Source organism: Sphingobium sp. LF-16 (assembly GCF_003711185.1).
GTDB classification, from domain to species: domain Bacteria; phylum Pseudomonadota; class Alphaproteobacteria; order Sphingomonadales; family Sphingomonadaceae; genus Sphingobium; species Sphingobium yanoikuyae_A.
This window is the reverse complement of the sequence record NZ_CP029335.1, coordinates 2,568,172-2,581,674: the sequence shown is the minus strand read 5'-3', so window position 1 is coordinate 2,581,674 and position 13,503 is coordinate 2,568,172. Positions and strand designations below refer to the sequence as shown.

Below are 13,503 nucleotides of genomic sequence, written 5' to 3'. Positions count from 1 at the left end.
ACGGGCGTCCCGTTTCGGCGTACCTAAATGATCGGAGCTACGGATGACCGAAACGATCCTTCCTTACCCGCAGACGGATACCCATTTTTCCGGTCGGGTCGGTCGAACCTATGCGGATTCCGAGGCTGTCGTGCCCGATGTGCCGCAGGCGCCGGACGGGGCGCCCAATGTGCTGCTGGTGCTGCTGGACGATGTCGGATTCGGCCATGCTTCGACCTTTGGCGGTCCGGTCAACACGCCGACCCTGGAAAAGCTGGCGAAGCAGGGTATCCGCTATAATCGCTTCCACACCACCGCGCTCTGTTCGCCAACCCGCGCGGCGATCCTGTCGGGCCGGAACCATCATTCGATGCACACCGGCATCATCATGGAATTGGCGACCGGTTTTCCCGGCTATGACGGCCGCTGGCCGGAAAACGCCGCCTGCGTGGCGCAGACACTGCGGCTCAACCATTACAACACCGCCGCCTTCGGCAAATGGCATAACACGCCCGATTTCGAAACCAGCCCGGCCGGCCCCTTCGATCGCTGGCCGACCGGCCATGGCTTTGAATATTTCTATGGTTTCATGGGCGGCGAAACCAATAATTGGGATCCGCCGTTGATCGAAAACACGCTGCCGATCGAAAAGCCCGAGGGCGATGACAATTATCATCTGAGTTCGGCCATGGCCGACAAGGCGATCGCCTGGATCAGCAGCCAGAAGGCCAGTGCGCCGGACAAGCCCTTCTTTGCCTATTGGGCGCCCGGCGCCGCCCATGCCCCGCATCACAGCCCCAAGGACTATGCCGACAAGTATAAGGGCCAGTTCGATCAGGGCTGGGACAAGGTGCGCGAGGAAACGCTAGCGCGACAGATCAAGCTGGGGGTGGTGCCGGAGGGCACGCAATTGACACCCCGGCCGGATTCGATGCCGGCCTGGGACGATTGCAGCGCCGACGAGAAAAAGCTCTACGCGCGCATGCAGGAGGTCTTTGCCGGCTTCCTGGAGCATGTCGATGCGCAGCTAGGCCGGGTTGTTGAAGCGCTGGAGATGATGGGGCTGCGCGACGATACGCTGATCATCTATGTCGTCGGCGACAATGGCCCGAGCGCCGAAGGTACGCTGACGGGCACGGTCAACAACATGAAATCGCAACATGGCTATCCTGACGATGTTCAGGAAATGCTGAAAGTGATCGACGAGATCGGCAACACCGAGCATGAAAATCACTATCCGGTGTCCTGGTGCTGGGCCGGCTCCTCGCCCTTCCAATGGTGCAAGCAGGTCGCATCGCACTTTGGTGGTACGCGCAACGGCATGGTGATGAGCTGGCCCAGTCGCATTGCCGATCAGGGCGGCCTACGCAGCCAGTTCCATCATGCGATCGACATCGTGCCGACCATATTGGAAGCGGCCGGCGTGACCGAGCCGATCTCCATCAACGGCGTGCCGCAAAAGCCGATCGAAGGCGTCAGCATGGCCTATAGCTGGGGCGATGCGGCCGCGCCCTCGACCCGGCAGACGCAGTATTTCGAGATGTTCGGCAACCGCGCCCTCTATCATAATGGCTGGGTCGCAGGCGCGCGCCATGGCAAGTTGCCCTGGCAGACCTCCGGTTCCTCGCCCGATTTCGACAGCGATACATGGGAACTTTACAATATCGACGAGGATTTCAGCCAGGCCAATGATCTGGCCGAAAAGGAACCGGCCAAACTGCGCGAATTGCAGGACATGTTCTGGGCCGAGGCGGCGAAATATAATGTCCTGCCGCTCGACGATCGCTTTGTCGAACGGGCCGACGTCAATCTGAAGCCCAGTTATCTGCGCGGCAAGAAACAGTTCATCTACCTGCCGGGCACGACGCGCATTCCCGAACCCGCCTCACCGCCGACCAAGAATATCAATCACACCATCGCGGCCGAAGTGGAGATACCGCAAGCGGGCGGTGACGGTGTGCTTGCCTGCTGCGGCGGCGAGGCTGGCGGCTACAGTCTCTTCATGAAGGACGGCACCCTCTATTGGGAGCATAATTGGTTCAATACCGAGCGCTATCGCGTGGCATCGAATGACAAGATCCCGGCGGGGCACCATGTGCTTTCGGTGCAGATCGAATGCGACAAGGAAGGTGAGTTCGCCACCGGCGGCAAGGCGACCTTGCGGCTCGGCGAGACGGTGGTCGGCGAAGGACGCTTCGAGCAGCAGGTCGGCGCACGCTTCACCGTGGGTGAAAGTTTCGATATCGGGTGCGATTTGATCACGCCGGTTTCGAAGCTCTACAAGAGCCCGGCCAAGTTCAACGGCACGATCAAGCGGGTGCTGGTCGACATCAGCGATGTCGAGTTTGACGATCTGGCCCACCAGGTGAAGATCGCCATCGCGACACAATGAACTGCCGGCGGCGACTTGCCGGCGTTCGGCAAGTCGCCAACCCCTCCGCTTCCGCTCCCCCGCATTCACCGCTATAGCCCCGCCATGGTCGCAGCCATCCTCTTGTCCGCGCTGGCGATGACGCTGATCGTCGGGGTGCGCTATCTGATTGCCAGTGGCGGTTTTGCGCTGGCGACAAGGCTGCGGCAGCCGGGCCTCTATCGCGGGCAGGGGCGGCAGATCGGGCGGGAGATTGGCTGGTCGCTGGCGTCCGCCGCCATCTATGGCATCCCCGCCGGGGTCGTCGCCTGGGGCTGGCAGGCGCGGGGCTGGACGCGCATCTATGAGGATGTCGGCCGCTATCCGCTCTGGTATCTGCCGGTGTCGGTGCTGCTCTATCTCGCCGCGCATGACACATGGTTCTACTGGACGCACCGGTGGATGCACGCGCCCCGGCTGTTCCGCATCGCCCATGCCGTCCATCATGCCAGCCGGCCACCGACCGCCTGGGCGGCGATGAGCTTTCACCCGTGGGAGGCGCTGACCGGGGCGGTGGTGATCCCGGCTTTGGTCTTCCTGATCCCGATCCATGTCGGCGCGCTGGGCGTGGTGCTGTCGATCATGACGATCATGGGCGTGTCCAACCATATGGGGTGGGAGATGTTTCCGCGCTGGATGGTGCGCGGGCCGATTGGCCGCTGGCTGATCACCGCCAGCCATCATCAGCGGCATCATGAACAATATCGGTGCAATTATGGCCTCTATTTTCGCGTCTGGGACCGGCTGTGCGGCACCGACCGGGGGCTTGGGGGATTTCGGGCGTGATTTCAGGAAGGAACAGGCGTGATCGGTCGGGTGGTGTTTGCAGCGGTGGCGTTGATCGGACTGGCGGGGGCGGCGCCGATGGACCTGGCCCAGCCGATCAGCATGACGGCCGAGGGGCTGCGATCGGCCAAGGGGCGCATCCTGATCTGCGTGGCGCGATCGGCCGACTTTTTTCCCGATTGCAGCAAGGATCCCGACAAGCGCCACCTGATCGTGGCGACGACGGGCAATGCCATACCGCTCGGTAATCTGGCGCCGGGCGACTATGCAATCGCGATCATCCATGACGAAAATGGCAATGGCAAGCTGGACACCTTTGCCGGCATTCCGCGCGAAGGGGTGGGCTTTTCGCGCAATCCGGTGCTGCGCTTTGGCGCGCCCAGCTTCCGGTCGGCCGAGTTCGTGGTGAGCGGCGCGCCGGTGCGGCAGGCGATCCGGCTCAAATATTTCCTGTAAGGCGGCGCGCGCGCCCCGACTTGTCCAGCAGGGGTGACGCCCCACATAAGGCGCTGTATGACGGCGGCGACTAACCGCATTGCAGGAGAATGAAGCGTGGCGACCCTGGGACTGAGCGAGGCCGACAAGGCGGCCGTGGAGGCGTTTCGCCAGGATGTGGTGGAGCCTTCGCGCACGAGCCTGGTGATCGTCGACTTCTGGGCCGAATGGTGCGGCCCGTGCAAGCAGCTGGCGCCGGTGATCGAGAAGGTGTGCGCCGACTATGCCAGCAAGGGCGTCAAGCTGGTGAAGGTGAATGTCGATGAAAATGGCTTCATCGCCAGCCAGTTCCGCGTCCAGTCGATCCCGACCGTCTATGCCGTGTTCCAGGGCCAGCCGGTCGCGGACCTGAGCCAGGCGCGGACCGAGGGGCAGTTGAAGCAATATCTCGACCAGCTGCTGAGCCAGTTGCCGATCGAATCGGACGAGAAGGCGCAGGCGGAAGAGATTGCGCCGCTGATCGCGATGGGCGAGGAGATGCTGGCCGGCGGCGAGGCGGAGCGGGCCTTGTCGGTGTTCCAGCAGATTGCCGACATCGCGCCGGACAATGCCGAAGTGCTGAGCGGCCTGCTGCGCGCGCTGGTGGCGCTGGGGCAGCTGGACGAGGCCGATGCGCTGCTCGCCGAACTGCCCGCCGAGATGCAGAAGGACCAGGCGATCGAGCGCGCGAAGGCGGCGCTGGCGCTGGCGCGCAATGCCAAGCCCGTGGCCGACCTGTCGGGGGTCGAGGCGCGGCTGGCGGCCGATGGTGACGATCATGAGGCGCGCTTCGAGCTGGCGACCGGGCTGATGGGCAATGGCGACCGCGATGGCGCGGCCGAGCAGCTGCTGGAGATCGTGCGCCGCGACCGGGCCTGGAATGACGGCGCCGCGCGCACCCAGCTGCTGACCCTGTTCGAGGCGGTCGGGCTGGAAGATCCGTGGGTGTCGGCGCAGCGCCGCAAGCTGTCGCAGATCCTGTTTTCGTAAAGGATCGGTGACCCGGTGAACCGCGCGCGCATCTCGATCTTTCCGCTGTCCGGCGCGCTGTTGCTGCCGGGCATGGAGCTGCCGCTGCATATCTTCGAGCCGCGCTATCGCGCGCTGGTGCAGGATGCGTCCGCGCGCGACCGGCGCATCGGCATGATCCAGCCGCGCAGCGAGGGGCAGAAGCCGCCGCTGTTCGACGTCGGCTGCCTGGGGCGGATCAGCCATATCGAGGCGCTGGACGATGGCCGGTTCAACATCATCCTGACCGGGCTGGCCCGGTTCCGGCTGGTGCGCGAGCTGGAGGTGTCGACGCTGTTCCGCCAGATCGAGGCGGAGGTGGAGCAGGCGCCGGAGGACGAGGTGCTGCATCTGGTCGAGCGGGCGGCGCTGGAGCAGGAATCGCGCCGCTTTGCCGATGCGCTGGGCTATGCGGTCGACTGGACGGCGGTGTCGCGGCTGGACGACATGGCGCTGGTCAACGGCATCGCCCAGATCGCGCCGTTCGACCCGGCGGCCAAGCAGACCTTGCTGGAGGCCGACACGCTGAGCGAGCGGGCCGACCGGATCATCCAGCTGATGCAGATCGTCGGTCGCGCCGAGCGCGACGGCGGCGCGACGATGCAATGAGCGAGATTATGAGCGAAGAGACGGCCCCGATCGATCCCTGGCTGCTGGCCAAGCTGGTCTGCCCGGCGACGCGCACGCCGCTGCGCTGGGACGCGGCCCGCCAGGCGCTGGTGTCGGACGCGGCGGGCCTCGCCTATCCGGTGCGCGACGGCGTGCCGGTGCTGGTCGTGCGGGAAGCGACCGCCCTTTCCTGACCGGGCGCGGTCGGTGTCGGCCTACCCCTGTCCGTCGAGCAGCTGATATTTGAGGCCCATGGCCTGGGCGAGGTTGCGCAGGCGGCGTTCGACCGCTTCGCCGTAGAGATCGGCATCCTCGTCGCGCAGGTGGAGGTCGATGCGGTCGCCATGCCGTTCCAGATGGGAAATGGCGAGCGGGCCTTCGACGCCGCCCGACAGGCGCTGGGCAAGGCGAATGGCGAGGCCCCAGAGCGCGGCGCGGCGCAGCGCATCCGCGCTGGCCATGCGGTCGAGGTTGGGCAGCGTGCCGACATCGCCGCCGAAATGGGTGTGCAGCGCCTGGCCCAGCATCGCCCGCTCGGCAGCGGTGATGCCGACCCAATTGCTGTGCAGGGCGATTTCGACGCCGCGTTCGGCGCGGAAATCGGGATTGGCACGCCAGCTGACATCGGCCAGCAGACAGGCGGCGCGGCGGATGCGGCGCGCACCCTTGTCATCGTCGGGGAATAGCGGGGCGATCCAGCGGTCGATACGGTCGCCATGGCCGCGGAAGCGGGCCTGTGCCTCGCCCTCCGCCTCAGCCGCGACTAGCAGCGGATCATGGGCACGGATATCGTCGGGCAGATTTTCGTAGAGCAGCCCTTCGCGCAGGCCATAGGCCGACACGATCATCCGGCTGGACTTGAGCTGGCGCACGACCACCGACAGCAGCGCGGCGGCATCCGGCAGGGTCGGCACGCGCGATCCGGTCATCGCCGGGATCTGCTTCAGCCGGCCCTTGTCGACATGGGAGATGATGCGGGTGAGCTGTTCGGCACGGGCCGCGCTCATCTCATATTGATGCACCACCGGCAGCGGGAAATGGGTGAGCTGCATGTCGAAGCGGGCGAGCGAGCGCCAGGATCCGCCGACGAGATAGAAGGGCAGGTCCGGTTCCGCCTGCCAGCCGGCCTTTTCCAGCATCTTGGCAACGCAGCGATCAAGCGCACGCGGCCCCTTGGCACGGATCTGCGGCAGGCGCAGCACGCCCAGTGGCAGCGAGATGGTCTGTTCGACCGCGCCCTTGCGCACGCGGGCCAGTTCCAGGCTGCCGCCGCCCAGGTCGCCGACGATGCCGTCGGCATCGGGAATGCCCGACAAGACGCCCATGGCGGCGCCGATCGCCTCCTGCGCGCCCGACAGCAGTTCGACGGTCAGGCCCATAGCCTTGGCACGGGTGATGAACTCGGCGCCATTGGTGGCGTCGCGCACGGCGGCCGTCGCGACGCAGCGTATGTCGGTGACGCGCATGTCGCGGCACAGATGGGCAAAGCGGCCGATGGCACGCAGGCCGCGCTCCATCGCTTCCGGTTCGATCGCACCGGTCTTGGCGAGCGAAGCGCCCAGGCCCGCCATCACCTTTTCATTGAACAGGATGAAGGGGATGCGGCGCGGCCCGTCATAGACGACCAGGCGGACGCTGTTGGAGCCGATGTCGATGATCGCCGAGCGCGCGGTAGCGGGTTCGGGCGAGGTTGCCATGGTCTCGGCCATGGCGCGCACGCGGCTGAGCATCGAGTTCATCGCGCGATCAGGCCCGGCCACGCAGGCGCAGGGTCGGCACCGCGCCATGCTCCTGCGCTGCGCCGCGCCCGGACAGCGACGGGTTGGTCATGAAATAGCGGTGCAGGTTGAACGGCCGGTCGCCCGGCTCCAGCCGGGTATAATGGCCGTCGCGGTCCAGCACCCAGCTCTGTTCGGTATCGATCAGATTGGCGACCATCACCTGGTCCAGAATCTGGTCATGGACGGTCGGGTTTTCGACCGGCGCGAGGAATTCGACGCGGCGGTCGAAGTTGCGCGGCATCCAGTCGGCCGAGCTGATATAGACCTTGGCGCCATTATTGGGCAGCGCCTTGCCATTGCCGAAGACGGTGATGCGGCTATGTTCCAGGAAACGGCCGACGACCGACTTGACCCGGATATTTTCCGACATGCCCGGAACGCCCGGCCGCAGGCAGCAGATGCCGCGCACGATCAGGTCGATCTGCACCCCGGCATTGCTGGCGGCATAGAGTTTCTCGATGATCGCCGGGTCGACCAGGCTGTTCATCTTGGCCCAGATGGTGCCGGGGCGGCCGGCGCGGACATGGTCGATCTCCGCATCGATGCAGGCGCACAGCGTGTCGCGCAGGTCGCGGGGCGACATGACCAGCTTTTCCAGCCGTTGCGGTTCGACATAGCCGGTGATGTAGTTGAACAAAGCGGCTGCATCGCGGCTATAGGCCGGATCGGCCGTGAAGAAGCTGAGATCGGTATAGATGCGCGCGGTGATCGGGTGATAGTTGCCGGTGCCGAAATGGCAGTAGCTGCGGAACTGGTCGCCCTCGCGCCGCACCACCATCGACACCTTGGCATGGGTCTTCCAGTCGATGAAGCCATAGACGACCTGGACGCCGGCGCGTTCCAGCGCGTCGGCCCACATCAGATTCTGTTCCTCGTCGAAGCGCGCCTTTAGTTCGACCACCGCGGTCACCGACTTGCCGGCCTCTGCGGCGTCGATCAGGGCGCGGATGATCGCCGACTGCTTGCCCGCGCGATAGAGGGTCTGCTTGATCGCGACCACATCCGGGTCGGACGCGGCCTGTTTCAGGAAGGAGATGACGACGTCGAACGCCTCATAGGGGTGGTGGACGACGATGTCCTTGGCGCGGATCGCGGCGAAACAGTCGCCGCCATATTCGCGGATGCGCTCGGGGAAGCGGGGCGCATAGGGCTCGAACTTGAGGTCGGGGCGGTCGGCGTCGACGATGCCGCTAAGGTCACCGATGCCGATGAAGCCCTCTACCTCGACCACGATCGCCTCATGGCCCTGGAGCATGTCCTGGAGCATTTCCTCGACCGGTTCGGGGATGCGTTCCTCTATCTCCATGCGGATCACGCGGCCGCGGCGGCGGCGCTTGATGGCGCTGCGGAAATAGCGGACCAGATCCTCCGCCTCTTCCTCGATCTCGATGTCGCTGTCGCGGATGATGCGGAACACGCCGCTGTTGCGGACGCGATAGCCGGGGAAGAGATCGGCCGAGAAGCGGCGGATCACCGCCTCCAGCGCCATGTAGCGCATCGGTTCGCCCGGAATGCGCACGAAGCGGGCTAGCGAGGAGGGGATCATCACCAGTTCGCGGATCGGCTGCTTGTCCGACAGGCGCTCCAGATCGAAGACGATCGACAGGCCCTGATTGGGGATGAAGGGGAAGGGATGCGCAGGGTCCAGCGCCTGAGGCGTCAGGATCGGGAAGATCTGGGTCAGGAAATGTTCGCGCAGCCATTGGGCGCAGCCGACATCCATTTCTGCGGACGGACCGATCACCTCGATCCCGACCTGCACCAGCTCGCCATGCAGCGCGCCCCAGACCTTCTGCTGGGCGCGCATCAGGCTGGCCGTGGTTTCGGTGATCGCGCCGAGCTGCTGCGCCGGCGTCAGGCCATCGGCCGATCGCAGATCGACATCCTGCAACTGCTGCCCCTTGAGCCCTGCCACCCGGACGGAGAAGAATTCGTCGAGATTGGCGCCCGAAATCGACAGGAAGCGGAGCCGTTCGAGCAGCGGGTGGGCCCGGTTCATCGCCTCTTCCAGCACCCGCTGGTTGAAGGCCAGCCAGGAAAGCTCGCGGTTGAAATAGCGCTCGCCCGCGGGCGAAAGGCTGGCGATGGGATCGGCTTCGGCCACGGATTACTCGCGCTGGTCGTTGGTGGGATCGGGCGGGACTATAGGCAAGATTCCTGCAGATTGCAGAGCCTCTTTCGCCAGTGCGACCGAAATCTTACGTCCAGATGACAGCGACGCCTCATCCAGCAGCGCCGTCACCGCCGCAATCGCGCCATAGCTGCGCTCGATCCGCCGGAGCAGCCAGGGGGCGAGGTCCGGCGCGAAGCTGGCGCCCGACGCGCCCAGCCGCCGTTCGATCAGCGCCAGCGCCAGCGCCTCGTCCGGCTCCTCGATCGCGACATGGGGCGATCCGGCCAGCCGCGATCGCAGGTCGGGCAATGCCACCGTCCAGCGCAGCGGGGACGTGCGGCCGATCATCAGCAGCGGGCGATGCTCGGTCTGCGCCTCGTTCCAGGCATGGAACAGCATATGCTCGTCCTGCCCCTCGGCATCGTCGATCACGCTGCCGCCGCTCATCGCGACGAACTGGCGGCCCAGCGCCGAACGACCCGACAGTGGCGGGCCGGTCAGCACGGTCACCGACACAGGCCAGTCGCGCCAGCGTTCCAGATGGGCAACGGCCAGTTGATTGGCCTCGCTCACCAGAAACTCCTCGCCCTGGCCCTGCCATTCGAAGGGCAGGCTGATCTGGCTCATGGCTGTCCTGCGGGGGCCTGCCGGCGCGAGATGCGCATGGTGTTGCCCGATACCGCCACGCTGTAGCCGCGCGCCTGCAATCCGGTGCGCAGCGCGTCGGCCGTGCCCTCGAAGCTGACCTGCATCACCGACGTGCCGCCCAGCGCCAGGCTGCTGGTCGCGGCCGAGCGGACGCCCGGAATGCTGCGCAAGGCCGATTCGCCGGCGGTGACCGATCCGACGTCAGGCGTGTCGAACTGGATGGCGAAGCTGGCGACGCTGGCGCCGGCGGTGGGCAGTGGCATGTCGACCGCCTCGATCGGCGCCTCGGTCGCATTCTCGATCGCCAGCGCGCTGGGATCGACCGGTTCCTCGATGATCAGCGACGGATCGGGCCGCAGGCGGCCGTCATTGAGCGCGCGGATATAGAGTTCGTCGATCCGGCGCGCGCCCTCGTCCAGCATCTGCGGGATGCCGCTGTCGTTCGAGGCGCGCAACGCGAAGCTGCCGATCAGGCTGTTGTCGGGGCCATAGCGGGCGGTGAAATTGGCCGTCACCGGGCCGCCGGGCCATTGCCGGTCGAGCCGCACCATCGGGATCACCACGTCGGCCGCGCCATATTGGTCGAGCAGTACGCGCCACCACAGGCGGCCGCGCCGTCCGGTCTGGCCGGCGTTGAGCAATACCGGGTCGGCGACCGAGCCCGCGACCCGGACATAGTCGATCGCGCTGTCGCCGGTGCGATAACGCGCCCAGGCCTTCTGCCATTCATTGACCCGTTCATAGGATACGGCGGAGCCGCCATCCCACAGGACCGGGATCACCAGCAGCGGCGGCGAGCGCATCACATTGCCGGAAACGCCCAGCAACTGGCCGGTACGCGCGCGGTCGAACAAGATGCCGAGCGTCGCGACATAGCGACCGGGGCCGGCCTGTTCATATTCGACCTCGATGCCCGAGATCATGGCTTCCAGTTGCGAATCGGACAGGCTGGGCACGCCCGTTCCGCCATGGGTGCGGGTCCACAGCATCTTCCACGCCTGGCGCTGGGCCAGCCGCCAGCCGGCATAGCGGGCCGCATCGGCGCTGCCGGCCTGGACGTCGACCTTCACGCCGCGCACCTCATAATCGCCGCCGCTGGCGATCGGCGGGACGCCGCGTTCGCCTTCCATCTGGGCGAACAGCGCAGCGCCGACCAGGCCGATTCCCACCGCGCCGGCGATCTGCGCCGGCCGGGACAGGGCATGGAGAGCAAGCGCTGGCGGAAACGACAGGCGACGAAGAGTCTTGGCAAGGATCACGGGCGTCCTTTTGGCGAGATTTGCCCCGCATGCCAAGCGCCAACCCATCCAGCCTTCCGTTTTCGGCGCTATTGTTCTAGGGCGCTGGCCCATGAGCGACAACGAATCCTACAGCTACGCCAAGGCTGGCGTCGACATCGCCGCGGGCAATGCCCTTGTCCGTGCCATCGCCCCCCTGGCCAAGGCCACCCGACGCCCCGGCGCGGACGCCGAACTGGGCGGTTTCGGCGGCTTTTTCGACCTGAAGGCGGCGGGCTATGACGACCCGTTGCTGGTCGCGGCCAATGACGGCGTGGGCACCAAGCTGAAGCTGGCGATCGACCATGACCGCCATGACGGCGTGGGTATCGATCTCGTTGCCATGTGCGCCAACGACCTGATCGTGCAGGGCGCCGAGCCGCTCTTCTTCCTCGACTATTATGCCACCGGCAAGCTGGAGTCGGGCGTCGCCGAACGCGTCATCGCCGGCATCGCCGAGGGCTGCCGCCAGGCCGGCTGCGCGCTGATCGGTGGCGAGACCGCCGAAATGCCCGGCATGTACAGCGACGGCGACTATGACCTGGCCGGCTTCTGCGTCGGTGCGGTGGAACGCTCCAAGGCGCTGACCGGCAACAAGGTGAAGGCCGGCGACGTCCTGATCGGCCTCGCCTCGTCGGGCGTCCACTCCAACGGTTTCTCGCTGGTCCGTCGCCTCGCCGCCGACAAGGGCTGGAAGCTCGATCGCCCGGCGCTGTTCGACAATGAAGTGCTGCTGATCGACGCGCTGATGGCCCCCACGAAGATCTACGTGAAGAGCCTGCTGCCGCTGGTCCGCGCCGGCATGATCAATGCGCTCGCCCACATCACCGGCGGCGGCCTGCTGGAAAATATCCCGCGCGTCCTGCCCGAAGGCACCCATGCCATCGTCGACGCCGACGCCTGGGAGCAGCCGCGCCTGATGGCCTTCCTCCAGGCGCAGGGCAATATCGAGCCCGAAGAGATGGCGCGCACCTTCAACTGCGGCATCGGCATGATCCTGGCGGTGGACGAGGCGCATGTTGTGGGCGTCACCCAGGCGCTGGAGGATGCGGGCGAAACCGTGTTCCGCGTCGGCACTGTCAGCGAAGGCGACAAGGGCTGCACCGTCAAGGGCAGCGCCGAAACCTGGAGCGCCAAGGCCGACTGGTCGGCCACGCATCTGGGCTGACAAGCACCACCAATCCCCCTCCCGCCTGCGGGAGGGGTTAGGGGAGGGTTTTCCAGGGGATCGCCTTTAAGACAGGCCCTCCCCCGGCCCCTCCCGCAGGCGGGAGGGGAGACCCTATGACCAAGGCAAAGATCGGCGTCCTGATTTCCGGCCGTGGCTCGAACATGGCGGCGCTGCTCTATGCGGCGAAGGCGCAGGACTGTCCGTTCGAGATCGTGCTGGTCGCCGCCAATGATCCGGAAGCCCCCGGCCTGGCGCTCGCCGCGGCCGAGGGCATCGGCACCTTCGGCCAGAGCCACAAGGGTATGAAACGCGCGGAGTTCGACGCGGTGATCGACGCGCAGCTGCGTGCCGCGGGCGTCCAATATGTCGCGCTGGCCGGCTACATGCGGCTTCTGTCGCCCGAATTCGTGTCCGGCTGGGAAGACCGGATGCTCAACATCCATCCCAGCCTGCTGCCCAAATATAAGGGCCTCGACACCCATCAGCGCGCGATCGACGCGGGCGACAGCCATGCCGGCTGTTCGGTCCATATCGTCACCGCCGAACTGGACGATGGCCCGGTGCTGGGCCAGACCCCGGTGGCGATCCTGCCCGGCGACACGGCCGACAGCCTGGCCGGGCGCATCCTGATCGCCGAGCATCAGCTCTATTCGCGCACGCTCGCTGATTTCGTCACCCGTGAGCGCCAGCCCGACTGGCTGCTGAACAAGGTGCGTGAAGCCGCGCTGGTGCTGCCGCAGGCGGACGAGATCGTGTCGCACGGCATGCCCTGCTTCGGCATCGTGAAGGGCAAGAAATTCGCCTATTTCACCCGCGACCATCATGGCGACGGCATCATTGCCGTGCTGGTGAAGACCACCGCGCCGGAAGAGCAGGCAACCCTGATCGAAGCCGATCCGGACCGCTATTACCGCCCCGCCTATTTCGGCAATGACTGGGTCGGCATCCGCCTCGACCTGGGCGATACCGACTGGGACCATATCGGCGAGCGGCTCCACGCCAGCTGGCGCCAGATCGCGCCGAAGAAGCTGCTCGGCCTGATGGATATCGCCGACCAGTTCTGACCATCTGGTCGATGGGCCGAACAAATATGCAGGATGAGTTGTGATCTTCCTGCGTCGGGCCGATGCTGGACATTTTCCGGAAACATTGTGCTGTATTTACAGTATATTGCCTGGAAATTATTGTGCCGGCCATGGATGCCCGTGCGCCGGCATGGGGCTGGTCGATCTTCGGACGGCCGTTTC

Annotated in this window: 12 protein-coding genes; 8 read left to right on the top strand and 4 right to left on the bottom strand. The window is 65.8% G+C overall.

The window, feature by feature from the left end:
- The first annotated feature begins 43 nt into the window (after window positions 1-43).
- From DIZ22_RS12070 to DIZ22_RS12045, 6 genes are all read left to right on the top strand, one after another.
- On the top strand, window positions 44-2,371 hold the full coding sequence (locus tag DIZ22_RS12070; RefSeq protein ID WP_048937808.1) for an arylsulfatase: 2,328 nt from the start codon (window positions 44-46) through the stop codon (window positions 2,369-2,371).
- 84 nt (window positions 2,372-2,455) lie between these two features.
- Window positions 2,456-3,175, top strand: a complete 720-nt coding sequence (locus DIZ22_RS12065) for a sterol desaturase family protein (protein ID WP_122928221.1) — start codon at window positions 2,456-2,458, stop codon at window positions 3,173-3,175.
- Window positions 3,176-3,193: 18 nt separating this feature from the next.
- The gene (locus DIZ22_RS12060) at window positions 3,194-3,631 is read left to right on the top strand and encodes a DUF2141 domain-containing protein (protein ID WP_048937810.1); all 438 of its coding nucleotides are present in this window, start codon (window positions 3,194-3,196) and stop codon (window positions 3,629-3,631) included.
- A gap of 96 nt (window positions 3,632-3,727) precedes the next feature.
- The gene (locus tag DIZ22_RS12055; protein WP_048937811.1) at window positions 3,728-4,639 is read left to right on the top strand and encodes a tetratricopeptide repeat protein; all 912 of its coding nucleotides are present in this window, start codon (window positions 3,728-3,730) and stop codon (window positions 4,637-4,639) included.
- A 15-nt stretch (window positions 4,640-4,654) separates the two neighbouring features.
- Window positions 4,655-5,266: an LON peptidase substrate-binding domain-containing protein gene (locus DIZ22_RS12050; protein WP_037510200.1), complete on the top strand. Its 612-nt coding sequence runs from the start codon at window positions 4,655-4,657 to the stop codon at window positions 5,264-5,266.
- An 8-nt stretch (window positions 5,267-5,274) separates the two neighbouring features.
- The gene (locus tag DIZ22_RS12045) at window positions 5,275-5,460 is read left to right on the top strand and encodes a Trm112 family protein (RefSeq protein ID WP_234415735.1); all 186 of its coding nucleotides are present in this window, start codon (window positions 5,275-5,277) and stop codon (window positions 5,458-5,460) included.
- Between the two features lie 21 nt (window positions 5,461-5,481).
- On the opposite strand, the gene DIZ22_RS12040 is transcribed toward DIZ22_RS12045, so the two are convergent.
- Genes DIZ22_RS12040 through DIZ22_RS12025 form a run of 4 tightly spaced genes read right to left on the bottom strand, consistent with a single transcriptional unit; the run spans window position 5,482 to window position 11,067 of the window.
- Window positions 5,482-7,005 carry a Ppx/GppA family phosphatase gene (locus tag DIZ22_RS12040; RefSeq protein ID WP_048937890.1) on the bottom strand — a complete coding sequence of 508 codons (1,524 nt, stop codon included), beginning with the start codon at window positions 7,003-7,005 and terminating at the stop codon, window positions 5,482-5,484.
- Window positions 7,006-7,012: 7 nt separating this feature from the next.
- A complete protein-coding gene (locus tag DIZ22_RS12035; RefSeq protein WP_010337022.1) occupies window positions 7,013-9,151 on the bottom strand; it encodes an RNA degradosome polyphosphate kinase in 2,139 nt (712 codons plus the stop codon).
- 3 nt (window positions 9,152-9,154) lie between these two features.
- The gene (locus DIZ22_RS12030; RefSeq protein WP_004211120.1) at window positions 9,155-9,787 is read right to left on the bottom strand and encodes a hypothetical protein; all 633 of its coding nucleotides are present in this window, start codon (window positions 9,785-9,787) and stop codon (window positions 9,155-9,157) included.
- Window positions 9,784-11,067 carry a hypothetical protein gene (locus DIZ22_RS12025; RefSeq protein ID WP_048937813.1) on the bottom strand — a complete coding sequence of 428 codons (1,284 nt, stop codon included), beginning with the start codon at window positions 11,065-11,067 and terminating at the stop codon, window positions 9,784-9,786. Before DIZ22_RS12025 ends, DIZ22_RS12030 begins: the two co-directional genes overlap by 4 nt.
- Before the next feature lie 91 nt (window positions 11,068-11,158).
- Between DIZ22_RS12025 and purM the strand changes: the two genes are divergently transcribed.
- Window positions 11,159-12,253: a phosphoribosylformylglycinamidine cyclo-ligase gene (purM, locus tag DIZ22_RS12020; RefSeq protein WP_017500249.1), complete on the top strand. Its 1,095-nt coding sequence runs from the start codon at window positions 11,159-11,161 to the stop codon at window positions 12,251-12,253.
- Window positions 12,254-12,369: 116 nt separating this feature from the next.
- Window positions 12,370-13,320 (top strand): phosphoribosylglycinamide formyltransferase, encoded by a 951-nt coding sequence (purN, locus tag DIZ22_RS12015; RefSeq protein WP_048937814.1) that lies wholly within the window; start codon window positions 12,370-12,372, stop codon window positions 13,318-13,320.
- Window positions 13,321-13,503: the final 183 nt, after the last annotated feature.